At 72.7% G+C, this 20,713-nt stretch carries 21 protein-coding genes; 6 read left to right on the forward strand and 15 right to left on the reverse strand.

The features are described from left to right. The first annotated feature begins 116 nt into the window (after positions 1–116). On the forward strand, positions 117–554 hold the full coding sequence (locus FB558_RS24395; RefSeq protein ID WP_142057209.1) for a hypothetical protein: 438 nt from the start codon (positions 117–119) through the stop codon (positions 552–554). A 94-nt stretch (positions 555–648) separates the two neighbouring features. Next, complete coding sequence (locus FB558_RS24400; RefSeq protein WP_142057211.1) at positions 649–1,323, forward strand: DUF6766 family protein; 675 nt, start codon at positions 649–651, stop codon at positions 1,321–1,323. Positions 1,324–1,326: 3 nt separating this feature from the next. Here the strand turns inward: FB558_RS24400 and FB558_RS24405 are convergent, their stop codons facing one another. Next, entirely contained in the window at positions 1,327–3,084 is a 1,758-nt protein-coding gene (locus FB558_RS24405; protein WP_142057213.1) for an ABC transporter ATP-binding protein, read from the reverse strand. Between the two features lie 75 nt (positions 3,085–3,159). Between FB558_RS24405 and FB558_RS24410 the strand changes: the two genes are divergently transcribed. After that, positions 3,160–3,729, forward strand: coding sequence for a TetR/AcrR family transcriptional regulator (locus tag FB558_RS24410; RefSeq protein WP_142057215.1), 570 nt, complete (start codon positions 3,160–3,162; stop codon positions 3,727–3,729). Positions 3,730–3,735: 6 nt separating this feature from the next. On the opposite strand, the gene FB558_RS24415 is transcribed toward FB558_RS24410, so the two are convergent. From FB558_RS24415 to FB558_RS24465, 11 genes are all read right to left on the reverse strand, one after another. After that, a complete protein-coding gene (locus FB558_RS24415) occupies positions 3,736–4,134 on the reverse strand; it encodes a RidA family protein (protein ID WP_142057217.1) in 399 nt (132 codons plus the stop codon). A 45-nt stretch (positions 4,135–4,179) separates the two neighbouring features. Beyond that, a complete protein-coding gene (locus tag FB558_RS24420; protein ID WP_142057219.1) occupies positions 4,180–4,815 on the reverse strand; it encodes a hypothetical protein in 636 nt (211 codons plus the stop codon). Between the two features lie 157 nt (positions 4,816–4,972). Continuing rightward, positions 4,973–5,182 (reverse strand): hypothetical protein, encoded by a 210-nt coding sequence (locus tag FB558_RS24425; RefSeq protein WP_142057221.1) that lies wholly within the window; start codon positions 5,180–5,182, stop codon positions 4,973–4,975. A gap of 314 nt (positions 5,183–5,496) precedes the next feature. Further along, positions 5,497–5,889 carry a nuclear transport factor 2 family protein gene (locus tag FB558_RS24430; RefSeq protein WP_142057223.1) on the reverse strand — a complete coding sequence of 131 codons (393 nt, stop codon included), beginning with the start codon at positions 5,887–5,889 and terminating at the stop codon, positions 5,497–5,499. Positions 5,890–5,914: 25 nt separating this feature from the next. Next, a complete protein-coding gene (locus FB558_RS24435) occupies positions 5,915–6,634 on the reverse strand; it encodes a FadR/GntR family transcriptional regulator (RefSeq protein ID WP_142057225.1) in 720 nt (239 codons plus the stop codon). A gap of 11 nt (positions 6,635–6,645) precedes the next feature. Further along, complete coding sequence (locus tag FB558_RS24440; RefSeq protein ID WP_211366812.1) at positions 6,646–7,965, reverse strand: alpha-L-fucosidase; 1,320 nt, start codon at positions 7,963–7,965, stop codon at positions 6,646–6,648. A 16-nt stretch (positions 7,966–7,981) separates the two neighbouring features. Next, on the reverse strand, positions 7,982–8,782 hold the full coding sequence (locus FB558_RS24445; RefSeq protein ID WP_211366813.1) for a carbohydrate ABC transporter permease: 801 nt from the start codon (positions 8,780–8,782) through the stop codon (positions 7,982–7,984). 37 nt (positions 8,783–8,819) lie between these two features. Next, entirely contained in the window at positions 8,820–9,761 is a 942-nt protein-coding gene (locus FB558_RS24450) for a carbohydrate ABC transporter permease (RefSeq protein ID WP_211366814.1), read from the reverse strand. A 15-nt stretch (positions 9,762–9,776) separates the two neighbouring features. Beyond that, positions 9,777–11,027 carry an ABC transporter substrate-binding protein gene (locus FB558_RS24455; protein WP_170231509.1) on the reverse strand — a complete coding sequence of 417 codons (1,251 nt, stop codon included), beginning with the start codon at positions 11,025–11,027 and terminating at the stop codon, positions 9,777–9,779. Positions 11,028–11,135: 108 nt separating this feature from the next. Beyond that, positions 11,136–11,423, reverse strand: a complete 288-nt coding sequence (locus FB558_RS24460; RefSeq protein WP_142057232.1) for a hypothetical protein — start codon at positions 11,421–11,423, stop codon at positions 11,136–11,138. Next, on the reverse strand, positions 11,420–12,289 hold the full coding sequence (locus tag FB558_RS24465; protein ID WP_211366815.1) for a phytanoyl-CoA dioxygenase family protein: 870 nt from the start codon (positions 12,287–12,289) through the stop codon (positions 11,420–11,422). The genes FB558_RS24460 and FB558_RS24465 overlap by 4 nt, the downstream gene beginning before the upstream one ends. Before the next feature lie 101 nt (positions 12,290–12,390). On the opposite strand from FB558_RS24465, the gene FB558_RS24470 reads away from it, so the two are divergent. Beyond that, the gene (locus FB558_RS24470; RefSeq protein WP_142057234.1) at positions 12,391–13,182 is read left to right on the forward strand and encodes an AraC family transcriptional regulator; all 792 of its coding nucleotides are present in this window, start codon (positions 12,391–12,393) and stop codon (positions 13,180–13,182) included. A 22-nt stretch (positions 13,183–13,204) separates the two neighbouring features. On the opposite strand, the gene FB558_RS24475 is transcribed toward FB558_RS24470, so the two are convergent. Continuing rightward, a complete protein-coding gene (locus FB558_RS24475; protein WP_170231510.1) occupies positions 13,205–14,017 on the reverse strand; it encodes an IclR family transcriptional regulator in 813 nt (270 codons plus the stop codon). A 108-nt stretch (positions 14,018–14,125) separates the two neighbouring features. On the opposite strand from FB558_RS24475, the gene FB558_RS24480 reads away from it, so the two are divergent. Together FB558_RS24480 and FB558_RS24485 are read left to right on the forward strand one after the other, a co-directional pair. Beyond that, entirely contained in the window at positions 14,126–15,445 is a 1,320-nt protein-coding gene (locus tag FB558_RS24480; protein ID WP_142057238.1) for an MFS transporter, read from the forward strand. Between the two features lie 32 nt (positions 15,446–15,477). Then, the gene (locus FB558_RS24485; protein WP_142057240.1) at positions 15,478–17,100 is read left to right on the forward strand and encodes an arylsulfatase; all 1,623 of its coding nucleotides are present in this window, start codon (positions 15,478–15,480) and stop codon (positions 17,098–17,100) included. A gap of 366 nt (positions 17,101–17,466) precedes the next feature. Here FB558_RS24485 and leuS read toward each other — a convergent pair whose 3' ends face one another. Both leuS and FB558_RS24495 read right to left on the reverse strand, forming a co-directional pair. Then, positions 17,467–19,959, reverse strand: coding sequence for a leucine--tRNA ligase (gene leuS / locus FB558_RS24490; protein ID WP_142057242.1), 2,493 nt, complete (start codon positions 19,957–19,959; stop codon positions 17,467–17,469). Positions 19,960–20,145: 186 nt separating this feature from the next. Next, entirely contained in the window at positions 20,146–20,661 is a 516-nt protein-coding gene (locus FB558_RS24495; RefSeq protein WP_142057244.1) for a DUF488 domain-containing protein, read from the reverse strand. Positions 20,662–20,713: the final 52 nt, after the last annotated feature.

A 20,713-nucleotide genomic window follows, 5' to 3' on the forward strand; every position in this document is an offset into this window, starting at 1 on the left:
CGCCGTGATCAGGCGCTGTGATCATCCGATGACGCGGATCGGATCATGCGCGGGCGCGCGGGCGGGGCGGCTCCACGCCGCGTTCACCCTCAGGAGTCCCAACGGCGCCCGATCCGGTGATCCGGCTCGCCTGCCCGGCGTTTCGCGGGACGAGCGGAGGGGTAGAAATGATCATGAATCTTCCGCGGACGGTCGCCCTGTGCGGCGCCGCCGTTCTCCTCGCCGGCTGTTCGGCGATGCAGCGTCCCGACGTCGAACGCGCCGCCGCCGACTTCGCCACCGGCGACCCCGCCGCCCGCTGCGCGTTGCTCGCCCCGGCCGCCCGCGCGAGCCTCGAGCACGACGGTCCGCAAACGTGCACCGATGCCGTCGCCGACGTGGCACCGTCGGGCGGTCAGGTGCAGCAGACGGAGGTCTGGGGCGACGAGGCGCAGGTCCGCCTCGCCGACGACACGCTGTTCCTCACCCGCACCGCCGACGGCTGGAAGGTCATCGCGGCCGGCTGCACGGCGAACGGCGATGCCCCTTACACGTGCAGTCTGGAGGGGCCGTGAGATCCGTGCGCATCCTGTTCGTGGCGTACCTGGCCGTGATCGTGGTCGGGCTCGTGTACTTCACCCTGCTCGGGCTGATGGGGCGGTGAGCGCCGTGCGGACGACCCTGCGCAACAACGGGATCGGGCTGGTGTTCGGCGGCCTGTTCCTGCTCATGCTCGTCGGCCAGGCCTTCGCCGGTCAGGCGCAGTACAACGACCAGCAGATCTCCGACGGGGCCGATCCGGTCTCGCTCGCGCACTACGTGACGTCCTCGACGTTCGCCGTGGACGTCGTGGAGAACTGGCAGTCGGAGTACCTGCAGTTCTTCCTCTACATCTTCGCCACGGTGTACTTCGTGCAGAAGGGCTCGCCCGAGTCGAAGGACGTCGAGAAGGCCGGCCCGGAGTCGGACGTGGAGCAGCTCGTCGGTGCTCACGCCCGGGACGACTCACCGCGCGGGGCACGGCTCGACGACTGGCGCGGCCTGCTGTTCTCCCGCTCCCTCGGGATCGTGATGGGCGGCATCTTCGTCCTGTCCTGGCTCGCCCAGTCCGTCACCGGCTGGGCGGCGTTCAACTCCGAGCAGCTCGGCAGCAGGCAGGATCCCGTCACCTGGCTGGGCTACCTCGCCGAAGCGGACTTCTGGAACCGCACCCTGCAGAACTGGCAGTCCGAGATGCTCGCGGTGGGATCGATGGCCGTGCTCGGGGTCTACCTGCGCCAGCGCGGCTCACCGGAGTCGAAGCCGGTGGGCGCCGCGCACGCCGACACGGGCGAGACGGGCTGACGCTCAACCCGCCGGCGCGAGCTGCGGACCGATGCGCAACGCCTCGACGAGGCCCCGGTAGAGCTCGTCGGAGGCCAACAGCTCCTCGTGGCGACCGCGCGCCCGCACCCGCCCGTCCTCCATGACCACGATCATGTCGGCGTCGACGACGGTGGAGAGCCGGTGGGCCACCGTGACGACCGCGCCGAGGCGGGCCTGCTCGCGGATCGCGTCGTGCACGGCGGCCTCGGTGAGCCCGTCGACCTGCGCCGTCGCCTCGTCCAGGAGCAGCACGTCCGGCGTGCGCACCAGCGCGCGGGCCAGCGCGATCCGCTGGCGCTGCCCTCCCGACAGCGACGAGGACGACAGCGGCGCGTCGAGGCCCCCGTCGAGCGCGGAGACGACGTCGAGCAGCCGCACCCGCTCCAGCGCCGCCCGCAGCTCGTCCTCGCTCGCGTCGGGGTGGGTGAAGCGCAGGTTGTCGCGGACCGTGCCGGGCACGACCGGCGTCTCCTGCTCCAAGTAGGCCAGGCGGGCCCGCACCTCGTCCGGCGTCTGCTCCCGGTACGGGCGCCCGGCGAGCAGGATCTCGCCGCGCCGCGGCTCGAGGAACCGCAGCAGCAGCGCGAACAGCGTGCTCTTCCCCGCACCCGACGGACCGACGATCGCGGTGTGCCCGCGCGCCGGCACCACCAGGTCGACGCCGTCGACGGCGGGCGCCTGCTCCGGGCCGTAGGCCGCGACGACGTCGCGGAGCTCGAGCACCGCACCGGTCGCGCCCTGCGGAGCGGTGGTGCCCGGCTGCGCGGAACCGGTGTCCTCCTGCTCGAGCTGCTCGACCTGCGCGATCCGGCGGGCCGCGGCGATGCCCGCCTGCAGCGCCGTGAGGTTCTGGCTCAGCTCCATGATCGGCTCCATGAGCCCGAACGCGTAGAGCAGGAAGGCGATCAGGGTGGAGACCTCCAGCAGCCCGGCACCGACGCGCCAGGCGCCGACGCCCAGGATCAGGATGATCGCGGTCTGGATCCCGGCCCAGGAGATCGTCCACGCCACGGCCTCCCGGCGCACGGCGCGGACGCTGTGGCGCATCGACGCGTCGGCGTGCGCGAGGATCCCCGCGGCCTGGCGCTCCTCCGCCCGGCTCGCCTTCACCGTCCGGATGGCCCGCAACGCGGTCTCCAGCACGCCCCCGAGCCGGCCGAGGTGCTCCTGGGCCCGCTCCTGGGCCGTCGCGATGGCGGGCATCAGCACCGCGAACAGGACGACGACCACGATCACCGCGGCGACGGTCGTGGCCAGCAGCACCAGGTCGAGCACCGCCATCAGGACCAGCGTGCCGACGAGCATCACGACCCCGTTGGCCAGGCCGACCAGGCTGGAGGCCACGGCCTCGCGCAGCAGCACGGTGTCGGAGGTGACGCGGGCGACGAGCTCTCCCGGTGACCGCCGCGTGATGCCCGGGACGGTCGCGCGCAGGAAGCGGCGGACCATCGACTCGCGGGCCGAGCGCACGACCCGCTCCCCCAGGGTCCCGAGCAGGATCCACTCGCAGATCCAGATCGCGGCACCGACCACGAGCAGGACGGCCAGCGCGGTGATCGGCCCGGCGAGCGACGCCGACGCGCCGAGCGAGTCGAGGATCCACTTCGTGACCATCGGTGTGGCGAGACTGGTCGCGGAACCGGCAAGCGCCAGTGCCAGGCCGAGCAGCAGCGTGCGCAGGTGCGGCCGGGCGATCGCCCGGATCAGGTGGAGCCCGGACACCGCGACTGGAGTACTCATGGCCGATAGTGGAACACGACTGTTCCGTTCTCGTCAAACCAGTTCCATTATGGCGCAGTGCGGTACTGTCACCACGTGGTCAAGGAGCTCGATGCCGCCCCGAGCAGCACTCGTGCGCGCACGCGCCGCGCCATCCTCGACGCCGGGGTGAGCATCCTGTCCCAGCAATCCGGCGCGTCGCTCGCCGAGGTGGCGAGCGCCGCAGGCGTGGGACGCACCACGATGCACCGCTACTTCCCCGAGCGCGCCGACCTGATCGCCGGCATCACCGCGGACCTGGTCGAGCAGATCGCGTCGGCCACCGAGCGCGCGCGGCCGCAGGACGGCCCCGCGCTGGCCGCGCTGGAACGGGTCTGCCAGGCCTACTTCGCCCTCGGCGACGGGCCGATGCTGATGCTGAGCGAGCCCCAGCTGTTCGGGCCGCCCGAGGACCACATGAGCGAGTCCGACCGCGCCGTCCTCGAGCTCGTGCGGCGCGGCCACGCCGAGGGCACGATGGACCCGGACCTCACCCCGGAGTGGATCCTGTCCGTGCTCTGGTCGCTGCTGTTCTCCACCTGGCTGCACACCCGCGAGGACGACGTGCCCGAGCACGACGCCCTCGCCCTGTGCCTGCGGACGCTGCGGAAGGCCGTCGCCGCGTAGGTGCCGTCAGGGCAGGGCCGCGGTCAGCTCCAGCTCGACGAGCTGGTCGGGGAACCCGAGGGCGGCGACGCCGAGCAGCGTGCTGGCGCTGGTGAACGCCGCACCGATCGGGGAGGAGGCGAAGCGGTGCCACGCGGCCGTCGCGGCCTCCTGCCCGCCGACCACGTACACGACCGACCGGACGACGTCCTCGGGGCGCGCACCGGCGGCGTCGAGCGCCCGCTGCGTGTTCTCGATCGTCACGTCGACCTGGCGGTCCAGGTCGCCCACCCCGACGACCCGCTCCCCCGTCCCGTCCATCGGCATCTGGCCTGCCAGGAAGGCGAGCCGGCCGGGGCTCGCGATCGTCACGTGGTGGTAGCCGGAGGTCGGGTGCAGGTGGTCGGTGCGGAGTCTCTCGATCACACCCCCAGCCTGCCAACCGGAGCCGGGCCGGTCATCCCGATTCGGTCAGCGGCGCAGCGCCGCCGCCTTGCGCAATCGCCCGTGCTGGACCACGCCGTAGCTGAGGGCCTGGGCGTGCGCGAGCGCGAGCGCGCCGTGCGTGGCCAGCAGTAGCGCGACGTCCTGGACTGCAGCGTCAGGGGCGTGGGGACGGCGGAAGTACAGGTTCAGCGCACCGAGCGCCACCGCGGACCCGGGATCGGGCGCGAGGGCCGCGGACAGCACCGACCCGTACCCGCGGTCCACCGCGACCCGCGCGAACACCGGCCATTCCCCGGACGCGGCGAGGTCGCGGCCCACGACGAGGCCCGGTCCCGTCATCCGGGCCGCGGCCACGCAGGGGCCTGCGCCGGTGTCGTACTGGACCTGGTCGAGTGCCGCCGCCGCCGGCTGCAGGCTGACCGGGGTGCGGAAGCCGTCGCCGCTGTGCACCGTGACGCTGACGGCGTCGACGGTGGACAGGAGCCGACGGGCGGCCAGCGCCACCTGGGTGAGCACCTCCGCCACGCCTCCTGCTTCGAGCAGCCGCGCTGCGAGGAGCACGAACTGGCGGACCGGCACGCCCGTGCCGGCGTCCACCGGCCCGGTGGTGGCCCCACCCCCACCGGGCTCACGCATCGGGGCGCCGCTGCCCACCGCCATCGCGCACACCGTCAGTCGCGGAAGGACTCGACGGGCGCGGCACCGCCCGGGCCCCGCGGCACTCTCATGACGACTCCCGTTCCGGCAAGGCGCCGAGACTGCCCCGGCCACCGGCCCACGTCAACCGCCGGTCGGGGACCGTGCGCGGCTTCGCCGGTCAGGGCGCGCCGAGCACGTCCGGGACCGGCGCGGAGCTGGGCTGGTCGGTCCCGTTCTCGACGACGACCTCGACCGGCGAGGTGAGCGGCGGCATCGCACCGGCGGCCCCCGCCGCCTGGATCACTCCGACACCGGCGGTGAAGGCGACGACGACGAGGAACCACAACGACCCCCAGGCGACGGTGTGCAGCCGCACCAGGCCCGTCACGGGCCCGACCGGACCGGCGGTGCACCCGTCCCGGCCGGGCGCGCTGGACGCTGCTGCTGGATGAACGTGCTCATCGTTCCCCCTGGCTCTGCCGGCCGCGGTCGCCGTGGCCGCGCCGAGAAACGGCCCCACGAGCCCCACTCGCAGACCGTCCCCCTCGGTCTGCTATCGCCCGATCGGGGAATGTCATTACGCAGGGCGTTTCCGTGGTCGGCAGAATCACTCGGTCGGCGGCACTGTTCCGGGCCCGGGGCCGCACCTGCGCCGCGGTGACCGACTCGCGCCGGTGCCGCGGCCCGCCCGGCAGCCGCCGATCAGCCCGGCACCCGGTCCAGGAAGCCGTGCACCGCCGTGATCCGGCCGTCCGCCGCCACCGTCGCGACGTCGAAGCCGATCACCACGGGCTCGGCCCCCTCCGGGCCGAGGCCCCACCGGAAGCGGCAGACGTCGTGGTGGGCGTCGACCTCGCCGACGGCGGAGAACTGCATCCCGGGGAACTGGGCCTGGACCCCGGCCACGAGGGCGTCCAGGGCGTCGGTGCCGGTCACGTCCGCGAGCGGGTCGACGTAGCGGGCGTCCGGGGCGAACACGCGCTCGATCAGCGCGCGCCGCGCCTGCGGGTCGGTGGAGTTCCAGGCCTGCAGGTAGTCCGCCACCAGGGCGGCGGTCGGCGTCTCGGTCCGGTCGGTGTCGGGCGTGGTGGTCATCGGGTTCCTTCCCGTCGTCGTGCTGTCAGGACCCAGCTTCGACGCTCGGCGGACGCCGGTCGATCACCTCCGGGGTAATGCACCGCCGCAGCCAGTCGACGACGCCATTGATGTGCACGGTGACGTGCGCGGCCACCAGCGCCGCGTCGCCGCCCGCGAGCGCGTCGACGATCACGCGGTGCTCGGCGAGGGTCCGCTCGACGGAGCCCTCCTGCGTGAGGCCCCGCCAGATCCGGGCACGCAGCGTGCTGCTCGACAGGGTCTCCAGGAGGCCCGCCAGGTAGGAGTTGCCGGCCAGGTCGGCGAGGTAGCGGTGGAACACCTCGTCGTGCGCGACGAGCTCGTCCACCGACGTCGTGTCGTCGACGGCGACGAGCAGGCCGCGCAGGTGCGCGACGTCGGCGGGCGTGGTGCGCGGGGTGGCGAGCGCCGCCGCCGCCGGCTCCAGGATGCGCCGCACCTCGAACAGCTCCAGCACCGACGCGTCCTGGTGCAGGTCCACCACGAACGACATCGCGTCGAGCAGGAGCTCGGGGGTCAGGCTGGTGACGTAGGTGCCGTCGCCGCGGCGCACGTCGAGCACCCGGATGATCGCGAGCGCCTTGACCGCCTCCCGCAGCGAGCTGCGGGACAGGCCGAGGGCCTCGGAGAGCTCCTTCTCCGGCGGCAGCCGGTCGCCGGGACGCAGCTCGCCGGACCGGATCATCGCCTTGATCTCGAGGATCGCCTCGTCAGTGACCGCCATGGACGCGGCCCTCAGACCGCGGCGAACGCGACCGCCACCGGGGTGCCGGCGGCCGGGAGCTCCACCGCGACGCCGCCGGCGTCCGGGCGCGCCACGACCGGTGTGCCGTCGGCGAGCGCGGCGGAGGCGAGGTCGAGCCGGTCGGCCCGGGCGGGCAGGACGAGCGGGCCGCCCACCGGCTCCGCCAGCGCCCAGACCCGGTCGGCGGTGCGGGTCCAGCGCACCCACGGCGCGTCGGAGGGGCCGGCGACGGCCGGGTCCAGCGGGCGCGAGCCGTGCACGGCCGCGGAGTGCGCGGCCATCCAGCCGGCGAGCGCCTCCAGGGTCCGGCGCTGCCCCGTCGGGATGGCACCGCTCGCGGTGGGGCCGACGTTGAGCAGCAGGTTCCCGCCGCGGGAGACGACGTCGACGAGGTGGCGCACCAGCTGCGGGCCGCTCATCAGGTGCCGCGAGTCCTCCGCCTGGTTGTAGCCGAACGACAGCCCGATGCCCCGGCAGTTCTCCCAGGCCGCCGCACCCTCGTTGGCGAGGCCGTGCTGGTACTCGCTGGTGCGGAAGTCGCGGTGCGTGTCGCCCCACCGGTCGTTGACGACACCGTCCGGCACGGTCGCGTAGTAGTGCCGGAACAGCTCGGCGAGCCCGAGCGCGCCGTCGTGCTTGCCCGCGTCGGGCCATTCGATGTCGTTCCACAGCACGTCCGGGCGGTACCGGTCCACCAGGTCCCGCACGTGGGTGTGGGCGTACACGGCGTAGGCGGCGTCGACGGGTCGCAGCGCCCGCACGTCCGCCGCCGTGGCGATCACCGGCAGGTGCGGGGTGACGTGCCAGTCCAGGCCGCCGGAGTAGTACACGCCGAAGCGCAGCCCGGCCGCCCGCACGGCCGTGGCCAGCTCGCCGACCAGGTCGCGACGCGGCCCGCGGTGCACCGTGTTGCGGGTGCCGGTGCCCGGCGCGTCCCAGAGCGCGATCCCGTCGTGGTGCTTGGTCGTGGGCACGACGTAGCGGGCGCCGGCGCGTGCGAACAGGTCGCACCACCCCTGCGGGTCGAACTCCTCGGCCTTCCAGGCGTCGAGGAAGTCGTCGTAGGGCGCGTCGCCGTGGACGCGCCGGTGGTGCTCCCGGGCGGGGCTGTCGTCGAACCGGATCGTGTTGGCGTACCACTCGGCGTAGGCGTTGTGGCGGAACCAGGTGCCCTCGTCCACCGCGCCCAGCTCGCCGGTCGGCTCCGCCCACGCGGGCACCGAGTAGGCGCCCCAGTGGACGAAGATCCCGAGCTTCGCGTCGGCGTACCAGTCCGGCAGCGGGCGCTGCAGCCGGCTCCAGTCGGTCACGAGGTCCTCCGGGGGGTCACCGGCCACCGAGGCCGGACAGGGCGATGCCGCGGACGAGGTGGCGCTGCAGCAGCACGACCATGGCGACGGTCGGCACCATGGAGATCGCCGAGGCGGCCATGAGCAGGTGCCACTGGTTGCCGTTCTGGGAGAGGAACAGGTTGAGCCCGAGCGGCACCGTCGACATGTCGCGGCTGTTCACGACGATCAGCGGCCACAGGAAGCTGTTCCAGTAGTTGATGAAGGTGAACGCCGCCAGCACCGCGACGGCGGGTTTCGCGATCGGCACGATGACCTGCAGCAGGATCCGGACGCGGCTCGCGCCGTCGATCGTCGCGGCCTCCTCCAGCTCACGCGGGATCGAGAGGAAGAACTGGCGCAGCAGGAACGTGCCGAACGCGGTGAACGCCCAGGGCAGGATCAGCGCGGCGTAGCTGTCCACCCAGCCGAGCTGCTGCATGAGGATGAACATCGGGACGACCGTGACCTCCTGCGGCACCATCAGCGTGCCCAGGTAGAGCAGGAAGAGCCGGTCGCGGAACCGGAAGCGCAGCCGCGCGAACGCGTACGCCGACAGCACCGACGTCACGCACACGACGACCGTGCCCGTCACCGCCACGAACAGGCCGTTGAGCATGAACCGGCCGAACGGCAGGTAGCTCCACGCCTCGGCGAAGTTGGACCAGCGGATCTCCGAGCCGATCAGCCCGGTGTCGATGCCGAACACCTCGGCGGGCGGCTTGAGCGCCGTGGCGATCATCCAGACGAACGGCATCAGGAACAGCAGGAGCACGGCCGTGAGCAGCACCTGCGACACGACGCGTCGAGCGGATGCGGTCCTAGTCGTCGCGGTCCTAGTCGTCATAGTGCACCCACCGCTTCTGGCCGAGGAACTGCAACGCGGTGACCAGCATGATGATCATGAAGAGGAACCAGCCGATCGTCGACGCCGTGCCGAGGTCGAACTGCTGGAACCCCTGCCGGTAGAGGTTGAGCACCATCGTCTCGGTGGTGACGCCCGGGCCGCCGCCGGTGAGCACGTAGGGCTGGACGAACACCTGGAACGAGGTGATCAGCGTCATGATCATCGCGAAGAACATCGACGGCGAGAGCATCGGCAGCGTGACGTGCCAGAACCGGCGCAGCGGCCCGGCCCCGTCGATCGAGGCCGCCTCCTGCAGGCTCTGCGGGATCGCGTCGAGCCCGGCGGAGAAGACCAGCATGTTGTAGCCGAACCCCTGCCAGACCGACATGAGGATCACCGCGGCCATCGCCCACCGGTTGTCACCGAGGAAGTTGGGCGCGGGCATCCCGAGCACGTCCTGGAACGCCCGGTCGATCACACCGCCGGGCTGGTACAGCAACCGCCACACGAGCGCGTTGGCGATCATCGGCGTGACCGTCGGGATGAAGAACAGCAACCGGTAGATGCCGCGCCCGCGGATGCGGGGTGAGATCCACAGGGCCAGCCCGAGCGACACGACGATGTTGAGCGGCACGTAGAGCACCACGAACACCAGCGTGTTGAGCATGATCCGGTGGAAGATCGGGTCGCTCAGCAGCTCGCCGAAGTTCTCCAGCCCGACGAACTCGCGCCGCCCGATCACCGGCCAGGCGAAGAAGCTGATCGCCAGCGAGCCGACCAGCGGGATGAGCGTGAACAGCAGGAACCCGCTCGCGCTCGGGGCGAGGAACCCCAGCGCGGCGCGCCCGTCGCGGCGGTGCGGACCGCGCGCCGGCTCGGTGGCGGCCGGGCGGGGCGTGGGCGGGGCAGGGGCGGAGGTCGACAGCGTCACGAGATCCGCCTCCCGTCAGCCGGCCTGCTGCTGCACCGTGCTCAGGAACTCCGGCACGGCCTGCTGACCGTTCACCGCCTCCACGCCGTACTGCTGGAACAGCTGGGAGACCTGCGTGTAGTTCTCGGTGGCCGGTGCCGGCACGCCGTTCGCGATCGCCGCCTGCAGCCCCTCCTTGGCCCCGGCGAGCTCCGGGCTGTACCAGGCCTCCTGCTGCGCGGTGCGCGCCGGGAAGGCCCGCCCCTGCTCGGCGAGGTACTGCAGCGCCTCCGGGCCGGTGAGCACGGAGATGGCGCGCAGCGCGGCCTCGGGCTCCTCGCAGGTCTGCGAGATGCCGAACCCGGAGCCCGCGACCTGGCTGTGCGAGCCGGACGGACCGGCCGGGATCGTCGCCACGCCGACCTCGAACGCGGCCTGGTCGACCACGTTGACGAGCTGCCAGGGGCCGTCGATCACCATGGCGGCGTCACCGGCGATGAACGAGCTCAGCGCGGGCGTCGGGTCGCTGGACGCCACGACCTGCGGCGCCACCTTCCGCTGGGTGACGAGGTCGGTGTACCACTGGACGGCGGCGGCGAAGCCGGGCTGCGTGAGCTCGAGCTCGCCCTCGGCGTTGACCGGCTCGGCGCCCTCCAGGGACAGCGACCACGGGATCACGCTGTCGATCGTGGGGTAGACCGCGAAGCCGTGCTTCCCGCCGCCGGTCAGGGTCTGCGCCGCGGCGAGGAAGTCGTCCACCGTCCAGTCGGTCGCCGGCACCGGGACGCCGGCCTCGCGGAACCGGTCGGCGTTGTAGAACATCACGAGCGGGCCGAAGTCGTAGGGCACGGCGAGCTGCTCGCCGTCCACCCGCAACGCCTCCCAGATGGCGGGGTCGAAGTCGGCGGCATTCACACCCGCGCCGGCCAGCAGGTCGTCGAGCGGCGTGAGCAGCGGTGCGATGCCGGGCGCGCGGTAGGACTGCACTCCGAGGATGCAGCCCGCGTCCCCGCCGCTGGCCTGCGCCGCGAGCTTCGTCCAGTAGTCGTTGAAGCTGCTCGTCTGGAACTCGAGCGTGATGTCGGGGTGGGCCGCGGTGACCATCTCCGAGAGGTGGTTCCAGGCCTCCACCTCGGCGGTCGACCCGCTCCACATGTTCCAGACGAGCGTGGTGCGCCCGTCGGCGGTGCTACTGCCCCCGCCACCGCCGGAGCCGCACGCGGCCAGGGCCACGGCCAGACCAGCGGCGGCGGCGGCCGCGAGCACGCGCTTGCGAATGGTCTTCATGCTGCTCCTCGACACTGAGCGAGACATCCGATGTTCGAGTACCTTGGCGGCTGTTGCGATGCCCGTCAAGGGGCAATTGTCGAGTATCCATCGGATGTCTCGCGCAGATCAGACGAGCTTCTCGAAGAAGAACTCGTGCTTGAGGAACGAGACGTCGTACTCGTGCCCCGGCTGCGGCGGCAGCAGCTGCGCGGCCTGGAACAGGCGCCAGCCGTCCTTCAGCGCGTCCAGCCCGCTCTCGTACGGCGGGACGTCGCTGTCGCCGGTGGTCGGCGTGCTCTCCCCGGTGCCGTCGTAGACCGACCAGCCGACGACCGGGGAGTCCAGCGCCGACGAGGCGAGGTAGAGCACCAGCACCTGCTGGCGGAGCGTCTGCTGCTGCGTGCTCGTCGTCATGCGCTCTCCTGGGCGGGTGCGGGGGCGTGCGGGTTGAGGCTGCGCGGGGCCACCACGCGCGTGGGGCGGTTGGTCACGCGGGTGACCCAGTAGTCCGGGTCGTAGGTCTGGTCGCCGATGAGCGCCTGCCACAGCCGGACCCGGTTGTAGATCTCCAGTCGCCCGGTGGCGTGCTCGTACCAGGGGAAGAGCTGCCCCAGCTCGGCGGCGACGGCCGGGCCGTCGAGGTCGTCGGTGTTCCACAACCGCAGCTGGCGCACGGTCGGGTTGAAGCGGATCTTGAACATGTAGCGGTCGGTGTCGCTGTCGTTGCGCCGGCCGCCGTGCCAGATGCCGTGGTGCAGGAACACCACCGTGCCCGCCGGGCAGACGAGCCGGGTCTGGCCGCGCAGGTTCTGGTAGCGGCCGGTGTCGGACTCGTTGGTGCGGCGCAGGTGGCTCCCGGGGACGGACAGCGTGCCGCCCATCTCGAGCGTGACCTCCTGCGGGTAGTACATGAGCTGCACGTCGAACGCGTCGGGCCGCACGTCGATGATCGCGTCGCCGTGCAGGTTCTGGGCCGAGCCCTCGTGGGCGCGCCGGATGTGCACGGCGTGGTGGTCGACGGTCGGGTCCGGCCCGACGAAGCTGCGGATCGCGCCGGCGACCTCGGGCAGCTGCACGAGCCGCTGCGCGAACGACCCCTCCTCGAAGGTCTCCGAGAGCGGGGTGCCGTAGGGCACCGCCGGGATGCCCGCGCGCAGGACGTCGATCGCCTCGGCGTTCATCTCGGCGGGCACCACGGCGTCGATGCGGTGGGCGCCGTGCGCGACGAACCGGGCCATCTGCACGGATGTGAGCAGGTGTTTGCGATGGGGGCGGGCCACGTCTCTCCCTCACTGGGCGACTGGTCGGTGTTCGCCGAGCGTAGGAAGGACCGGGCGTCCAGCGCGTGGGTCTGGTTCGCCACTGGTGGTAATTTCTCACCATGCGTGTGGCGCTGCACCTCGCGGAGCCGCCCGTGGTGGCGAACGCGGGCGTCGGGGTGCACGGCGTCCGCAGCCTGCACGACGTCTTCCGGCTGCCCGACCTGTGGCAGGTGCACCTCTACGGCTACGCGGCCACGCTCACGGTCGGCGGGCACCCGTTCGCCGTCGCGCCCGGCTCGGTCAGCCTGGTGCCGGCGGGCGTGCAGGTCCGGTTCGACTACACCGGTCGCTCGGAGCACCTCTTCGCCCACTTCCGCCCGTCGACGGCGGGCGAGCCGCTGACGGTGCCGGCGGTGCAGGAGGCGGGAGCGTCGGCCGCGGTGCTCTCGGACCTGTTCCGCGCGGCGATCGGGGCGTCACCGGGCGACTCGCCACGGGTGGCCGCCGAGGTCTGGGCGGCGCTGTGGCGCATCGCCCAGCTCCCCGAGCCCGACACCGGGCGCGCCCGCCACGGCGCCGTCGCCGCCGCGATCGCCCACATCGAGGCCAACCTGGCCCGTCCGCTCACCGTGCCCGACGTGGCCCGCGTCGCCGGGGTGTCGCACAACCACCTCACGCGGCTCTTCCGCGCCGAGACCGGCCTCCCCGTCGTCGGCTGGATCCGGCGGCGGCGGATGGCGCGGGCCCACCACCTGCTGACGGCCACGACGATGTCGATCCCCGCCATCGCGGCGACGGTGGGCATGGACGACCTGCAGGCGTTCAACAAGACGTGCAGACGCGAACTGGGCGCGAGCCCGCGAGCGATCCGATCCGGCCCCCCACCGACGAACGGCACTCTCGTCGGTTAGGTACCGACGAGAGTGCCGTTCGTCATGCGGATGCGGGGCCCAGCGGCACCACCTGCGGGTCCTCCGGTGCGCCTAGCCAACCCAGATCGCCGCTGATCGCCCGGGCGCACGCCGCGACCGTCGGCATCAGCTCCTCGACGCGCTCGCGGGGCAGGCGGGCGCTCGGGGCGGTCAGCGAGAGCACCGCGGCCAGCTCGCCCTGCGGACCGCGCACCGGGACCGACATGGTGCTCACGCCGGGCAGCGTCTCCTCGAACGCGCACGCGTAGCCCGCCGCCCGCACCGCCTGCACGTCCTGGACGAGGGCATCGGGGTCGGGCGGGTTGACCGGGGTGACGTCGGTGCCGGCGCGCTCGGACACGACGCGCCGGATGTCCTCGTCGTCGCGCACCGCCAGGAGCAGCCGGGCCGGCGCACCGCTCCACAGCGGCAGCGGGCGCCCGATGTCGAAGCGGGCGTGCAGCGGGGACGTGCTCTCGACCTGGTCCACGTGCAGCAGCTGGTCGGCGAGGCCGACCGAGATGCCGACGGTCTCGCCGGTGGCGTCGCGCAGCGCCACCATGCGCGGCAGCGCGACCCGCCGGACGTCGATGCGGCGCTGGTAGGCCATGCCGAGCGCGAGCGTCCGCGGGCCGAGGCGGTAGCGCCTGCTGACCGGCTCCTGCGTGGCCAGCTCCGTGGCGACGAGGTCGGCCAGGATCCGCTGCACCGCGCTCTTGGACAGCTCCGCCCGTTCCGCCAGGGCGCGGATCGAGAGCGGCTGCTCGGCCGCCGCCAGCACGGTGAGGATGTGGGCCGCCCGGTGGATCAGGCTGCCGCTCGTCCGGTCCTCCACGCACACCCCTCCCTTGACACACGCCGCGGTCGTGCCGACCATGGTGTCCCACGTGCCGTATCAGTGTCCCATAAATCGGGACAGAACTCAACGCAGAGGAGCTGACTGATGGACCGGAAGGATGCGGTCGAGACGCCGATTCGGAAGGTCGCCGCCGCGAGCCTGCTGGGCTCGGTCGTGGAGTGGTACGACTTCTTCCTCTACGGGACGATGGCCGCGCTGGTGTTCAACAGCCAGTTCTTCCCCGAGTTCGACCCGCTGGTCGGCACGATGATCGCGTTCGGCACGTTCGCCGCGGGCTTCGTGACCCGCCCGCTGGGCGGCTTCATCTTCGGCCACTTCGGCGACCGGCTCGGCCGCAAGAAGATGCTCGTGATCACGATGCTGATCATGGGCCTGTCGACGTTCGCGATGGGCCTGCTGCCCAACTACGCCGCCATCGGCGTCGCGGCGCCGACCATCCTGCTGGTGCTGCGGATGCTGCAGGGCATCGGCCTGGGCGGCGAGTGGGGCGGCGCCGTCCTGCTGTGCGTGGAGCACGCGCCGCGGACCAAGCGCGGCTGGTACTCCTCCTGGCCCCAGCTGGGGGTGCCGATCGGGCTGCTGTCCTCGACGCTGGCCGTCACCGCCGTGACCGCGCTGCCCGAGGCCGCGTTCCAGTCGTGGGGCTGGCGGGTGCCGTTCCTGCTGAGCATCGTGCTGGTCGTCGTCGGCATGGTGATCCGGCTCAAGATCGACGAGCCGCCGGCGTTCCGGTCGCTGGAGAAGGCCGAGGAGAAGGCCGCGCTGCCGCTCGTCGAGGTGTTCACCCGCCACCCCAAGGTCACCTTCCTGGCGATGGGGGCCCGGGTCAGCGAGTCGGTGACGTTCAACATCTACAACGCGTTCCTGGTCACCTACACCGTCACGGTGCTGAGCCTCGACCAGTCGATCGTGCTCAACAGCCTGCTGGTCGCCTCCGTCGTCGGGTTCTTCGTCATCCTCGCCGCGGGCCGCGCATCGGACCGCATCGGGCGCCGCCCGGTCTTCGGCGCCGGCGCCGCGATCGCGCTCGTGACGGCGTTCCCGATCTTCTGGCTGATCAACACCGGGAACCCGTACCTGATCTGCCTCGGCGTGGTGATCGGCTGGGGCGTCGCCGCGTGCATGATGTTCGGCCCCGAGGGCGCCCTGTTCGCCGAGGTGTTCCCGACCCGCGTGCGCTACTCGGGCATGTCGGCGGTGTACCAGATCGGCGTCATCCCCACGGGCGCGATCGCGCCGCTCGTCGCCACGTCGCTGGTCTCGTACTACGCGGGGTCGGTGTGGCCGGTCGCGGTGTACGTGATCGCGATGGCGGCGATCACGCTGGTGTCGCTCGTGTTCCTGCCCGAGACCCACCGGCGCGACATCGACGACGCGCGGGCCGCGCAGCCCGCCACACAGTGAGGCTCGAAGAAGCGATGAGGAGCGAAGAAGCGATGACGAACGCAGATCAGCGCGCCCGGCCGGACGTCCTGCTGATCCTGGCCGACGACATGGGGTTCTCCGACATCGCCTCCTACGGCGGCGAGGTGCGCACCCCGGCGCTGGACCGGCTGGCCGAGGGCGGGGTCCGGATGACCCAGTTCTACAACACGGCCCGGTGCAGCCCGTCCCGCGCGTCGCTGATGACCGGCCTGCACCCGCACCAGGTCGGCATCGGCATCCTGAACTTCGACGACTCCCCCGACGGCTACCCCGGCAACCTCTCCGAGGACTGCGCCACCGTCGCCGAGGTGCTGGGGGACGCCGGGTACGCCACCTACCTCTCGGGCAAGTGGCACCTGGCCGTCGACATGGACAACCCGAACAGCGCCTGGCCCACGCGCCGCGGGTTCGACCGGTTCTTCGGGACCCTCGAAGGCGCGGGGAGCTTCTACCAGCCCCGCACGCTGGTCCGCGGCGAGCAGAACATCGAGCACGAGGCCACCGCCGAGGGCTGGTTCTACACCGACGCGATCTCCGACTCGGCCGTGGAGTTCCTGCGCGAGCACGAGGACGAGCGCCCCGACGACCCGTTCTTCATGTTCCTGTCCTACACAGCGCCGCACTGGCCGCTGCACGCCGCCGAGGAGGACATCGCGACGTACGCGAACCGGTTCGACGAGGGCTGGGACGCCCTGCGCGAGCAGCGTATGAAGCGCCTCGTCGACAGCGGCATCATCAGCCCCGAGTGGGACCTGTCCGACCGCGACGAGCGGGTCCCGGCCTGGGCGGACGCCCCGCACAAGGAGTGGGAGGCCTCCCGGATGGAGGTCTACGCCGCCCAGATCGACCGCATGGACCAGGGCATCGCGAAGGTGCTGCGGCAGCTCGAGGACGCCGGGCGGCTGGAGAACACGCTGGTGGTGTTCCTGTCCGACAACGGGGGCTGCGCGGAGGAGATGCCGCCCGAGTCGGTGAAGGAGTTCGTCGGCGCCTTCGTGCCCCTGAAGGAGACCTCGCGCACCGGCGGGCAGGTCGTCCCCGGCAACGTCCCCGGCCTGCGTCCGGGACCGGAGGAGACCTACCAGAGCTACGGCCGCGCGTGGGCCAACCTGTCGAACACCCCGTTCCGGGAGTACAAGCACTGGGTGCACGAGGGCGGGATCTCCACCCCCTTCATCGTGCACTGGCCCGCCGGTCTGCAGGCCGCCGCCGGAGGGCTGTGCACGACCCCGAGCCAGCTCGTCGACGTGCTGCCGACCATCGCCGAGGTCGCCGGGGCCGCCTACCCCGCGCAGCGCGGCGGACGGCCGATCCCCGCGCCGGAGGGCCGCAGCCTGCTGCCGGCCCTGCGGGGCGAGGCCGACGCCGACCGCGACCTGTTCTGGGAGCACGAGGGCAACTGCGCGGTGCGTCGCGGCCGCTGGAAGCTGGTGCGCAAGTACCGGCACCCGTGGGAGCTCTACGACATCGACGCCGACCGCACGGAGCTGCACGACCGGGCGAGCGAGCACCCCGACCTGGTGGCGGAGCTGGAGTCGGCCTACGCGGAGTGGGCGCAACGCTGCGGGGTGATCCCCCGCGAGAAGGTCCTGCAGATCTACGCGGAGAGGGGCCACGGCCTCCCGGAGGAGTGATCCCCTCCGACGAACGGCACTCTCGTCGGTGAGGTACCGACGAGAGTGCCGTTCGTCAGGTGGAGGCGGGGATCAGAGCTCGTCGAAGACCTGGCCCATGTCCGCCCACACCTCTCGACGGCGACCGCGAGGCACACCCAGGGGACCATCGCCGTCTGCAGGGAGATCGGCACTCCGGGCGCCGGGGGCGTGAACGAGTAGTAGAGCCCGCCGAAGACCGCGAGCTCACCGACGAGCGCCGCCGGCGCGCCCACCACCTGGAACCCCCTCCGCTCACACACCGATCGTGGTGCTCGCACACCGACTGCAGTCGGTGTGCGAGCACCGGAGTCGGTGTGCGAGGCCGATCCGGCCGCCCGCGGCCGCCTACCGCCGAGCGCTGCGCGCCGGTACCACGTTGACCAGGCCCGGCGGGCGCACGACGACCTGGGCGACGGACGCGCCGTCCAGGGCCGCCCGGACCCGGTCCGACCGCAGCGCCGCGGCGCGCAGCTCGGCCTCGCCGATGCCCGGCGGCACCGGAATGCGGTCCCGGACCTTCCCGCCCACCTGCACGACGCAGGTGACGCTCTCCTCGGTCAGCAGCGCCTCGTCGGCCTCCGGCCAGCCGTGCTGCACGACGGACGGCGCGTGCCCGAGCCGCTCCCAGCACTCCTCCGCGGTGAACGGTGCGACGCACGACAGCATGCGGACCAGCGCGTCGGCCCCTTCCCGCACGGCCGGGTCCGCGGGGCCATGGCCACGGTCGACCGCGGTGCGCAGCGCCGAGGTGAGCTCCATCAGCCGGGCCACGGCGACGTTGAGGCGCTTGCCCTCCACCAGCGTCGTGGTCTCGGCGACCAGGCGGTGCACGCGGCGGCGCACGGCCGGGTCGCCTGTCCCGGGCGCCGCCGGCCCGAGGTCCGCGCACAGCCGCCACACCCGTGCCAGCCACTTCACCGCGCCCGCCGGGGACACGTCCGCCCAGTCGAGGTCCTCCTCCGGCGGGCCGGCGAAGAGCATCGTGACGCGCACCGCGTCCGGGCCGTGCGCGGCCAGCTGCTCGGCGAGGCTGACGAGGTTGCCCAGGCTCTTGCTCATCGCCCGGCCGGCCATCACGACCTGGCCCTGGTTGGTGAGACGGGTGAACGGCTCGGTGAAGGGCAGCAGGCCGAGGTCGTGCAGCACCTTCGTGACGAACCGCGCGTAGATCAGGTGCCCGGTGGCGTGCTCCACACCGCCCACGTACTCGTCGACGGGCAGCCACCGCGCGACCCCGGCCGGGTCGAACGGGCCGTCCGCGTACCGCGGGTTCGGGTAGCGCAGGAAGTACCAGGACGAGTCGACGAACGTGTCCATCGTGTCGGTGTCGCGGCGGGCCGCGCCCCCGCACGCCGGGCAGTCGACGGACACCCACGCGGTGGCGCTCGCCAGCGGGGCGGCGCCGTCGTCCGGGCGCAGCTCGTAGCCGGTCTCCGGCAGCCGGACGGGCAGCTGGTCGTCCGGCACCGGGACGGCGCCGCAGGCGGGGCAGTGCACGATCGGGATCGGCGTCCCCCAGTACCGCTGCCGGGACACGAGCCAGTCCCGCAGCCGGTAGCGCACCGCGGCCGCTCCGGCGCCGCGCCGCTCCAGCTCGGCGGTGACCGCACGGATCGCCGCGTCCCGCGCCAGCCCGTCGAAGCCCGGGGAGCTCACCAGCACGCCGTCCCCGTCGGCGGCCGTGCCGCTGGTGGCCGGGTCGGCTCCCCCGGTGTCGACCACGACGACGACCGGCAGGCCCATCGCGAGGGCGAAGTCCAGGTCGCGCTGGTCGTGGCCCGGCACCCCCATGACGGCGCCGGTGCCGTAGCCCGCCACGACGTACTCCGCCGCGTAGACGGGCAGGCGCGCGCCCGTCATCGGGTGGACGGCGCTGCAGCCCAACTCCACCCCGCTGGTCGCGCGCCGCCCCGCGTCGGAACCGCCGGTCAGCTCGTCGCGGTACGCGGCCAGCGCCTCGCGCCGCGAGTCCGCGCACAGCTCGTCGGCCAGCGGCGCGTCGGCGGCCACGGCCAGGAACGTGGCGCCGAACAGCGTGTCCGGCCTGCTGCTGAACACCCGCAGCGGCTCGTCGCGCCCCTCCACGGCGAACGCGATCTCCGCACCTTCCGAGCGGCCGATCCAGTGGCGCTGCATCGCCAGCACGTGCGCCGGCCAGCCGTCCTCCAGCTGGGCCATGTCGTCGAGCAGGCGCTGCGCGTAGCGCGTGGTGCGGAAGAACCACTGGGTCCGGTGCTGCACCTGGACGCGGGTGCCGCAGCGCTCGCACCGGCCGCCGAGCACCTGCTCGTTCGCCAGCACCGTCCGGTCCACCGGGCACCAGTTGACCGGCGCGGAGGCCCGGTGGGCCAGGTCGTTCTCGAACAGCCGCAGGAACAGCCACTGGTTCCAGCGGTAGTACTCCGGGTCCGAGGTGTGCAGCCGCGTGCGCCAGTCGAACGACACCCCCAGCCGTGCGAACGACTCCGCCTGCACCGCGATGTTGGCGTAGGTCCAGTCCCGCGGGTCCAGGTCGCGCTTCAGCGCGGCGTTCTCGGCCGGGAGCCCGAACGAGTCCCAACCGATGGGGCAGAGCGTGTTGCGCCCCCGCAGCCGGGCGAACCGGGCCAGCACGTCGGTGATCGAGTACGCCTCGGCGTGGCCCATGTGCAGGTCACCCGAGGGGTAGGGATACATCCCCACGACGTACGAGCGCGGTCTCGCCTCGACGGCCTGCCCCGCAGGCGCGGCGAGCCCGCCCGCCTCGAACACGCGCAGCCGCCGCCACCGCTCCACCCACTTGTCCACGATCCCCAGCGGGTCGTACCCGTCCCGCCCCGTGCCCGTCCGTGCGTCCATCCCGACCTCGCGCGCTGGAGCCTGCGATCAGGTGCGAGGAGACGACGTCACCCGCACCTGCATCGTGCACCGGCGCCACGCGACCCGCCGCGCTGAACGGCGCCGGTGGTGAGCCGGGTTCAGCGCGGCCAGGTGAGGAGCAGGCCCGGGCGGGTGAGCACGAGGGCACTGTAACGGAGAACCACCTCAGCACGCGTCGTAGACGAGCAGGCCGTCCGCACGCAGGCGCACGCCCTGCGTCGGGCGGTGCTCGGTGCGGCGCCCGTCGTGCATGAGGTGCTCGACGGGGACGCCGCACACGAGCACGGCGAAGTCGGCGATCATCCGGCGGTGGCAGCGCCACCACACCGACTCCGAGCACATCACCGCCGTGCTCGCGGCGTCCCCGAGCAGCTCCTCGACGGCGCCGAGGAACTCCGGGGTGCGCATGTGCGCGGCGTAGCCGCCGAAGGAGCGGTTCCGCAGGGCCGTGTCCGGCGAGTCCGGCGGGTCGCGCCGCCACCCGCCGAGGCGACGCTCCCAGCGGTAGCCCACCCCCTGCTCGGGCAGCCACCGGGCCATCGCCTCGCGCATCATCTCGGGGTTGCGCCTGCTGCCCGGCGCGGTGCGCACGTCCACCAGCTGCTGCACGCCGGCGCCGCGCAGCAGCTCGGTCAGCCGCTCCGCGCTCGCGGTGCCGTGGCCGATCGTCCGCAGCGTCATGGTGCGGGCTACCCGCCTCGGGCGGCGCACCACCGGAGGGGTGCGCGGAACC

The sequence above is a fragment of the Pseudonocardia kunmingensis genome, assembly GCF_006716445.1.
Taxonomy (GTDB): Bacteria; Actinomycetota; Actinomycetes; order Mycobacteriales; family Pseudonocardiaceae; genus Pseudonocardia; species Pseudonocardia kunmingensis.

What these genes read in the sequence shown, in the direction of transcription:
- FB558_RS24405 (WP_142057213.1), bottom strand. Translation starts at nt 3,084, where the DNA reads ATGAGTACTCCAGTCGCGGTGTCCGGGCTCCACCTGATCCGGGCGATC.
- FB558_RS24420 (WP_142057219.1), bottom strand. Translation starts at nt 4,815, where the DNA reads ATGGCGGTGGGCAGCGGCGCCCCGATGCGTGAGCCCGGTGGGGGTGGG.
- FB558_RS24430 (WP_142057223.1), bottom strand. Translation starts at nt 5,889, where the DNA reads ATGACCACCACGCCCGACACCGACCGGACCGAGACGCCGACCGCCGCC.
- FB558_RS24435 (WP_142057225.1), bottom strand. Translation starts at nt 6,634, where the DNA reads ATGGCGGTCACTGACGAGGCGATCCTCGAGATCAAGGCGATGATCCGG.
- FB558_RS24455 (WP_170231509.1), bottom strand. Translation starts at nt 11,027, where the DNA reads ATGAAGACCATTCGCAAGCGCGTGCTCGCGGCCGCCGCCGCCGCTGGT.
- FB558_RS24460 (WP_142057232.1), bottom strand. Translation starts at nt 11,423, where the DNA reads ATGACGACGAGCACGCAGCAGCAGACGCTCCGCCAGCAGGTGCTGGTG.
- FB558_RS24470 (WP_142057234.1), top strand. Translation starts at nt 12,391, where the DNA reads ATGCGTGTGGCGCTGCACCTCGCGGAGCCGCCCGTGGTGGCGAACGCG.
- FB558_RS24480 (WP_142057238.1), top strand. Translation starts at nt 14,126, where the DNA reads ATGGACCGGAAGGATGCGGTCGAGACGCCGATTCGGAAGGTCGCCGCC.
- FB558_RS24485 (WP_142057240.1), top strand. Translation starts at nt 15,478, where the DNA reads ATGACGAACGCAGATCAGCGCGCCCGGCCGGACGTCCTGCTGATCCTG.
- leuS (WP_142057242.1), bottom strand. Translation starts at nt 19,959, where the DNA reads ATGGACGCACGGACGGGCACGGGGCGGGACGGGTACGACCCGCTGGGG.
- FB558_RS24495 (WP_142057244.1), bottom strand. Translation starts at nt 20,661, where the DNA reads ATGACGCTGCGGACGATCGGCCACGGCACCGCGAGCGCGGAGCGGCTG.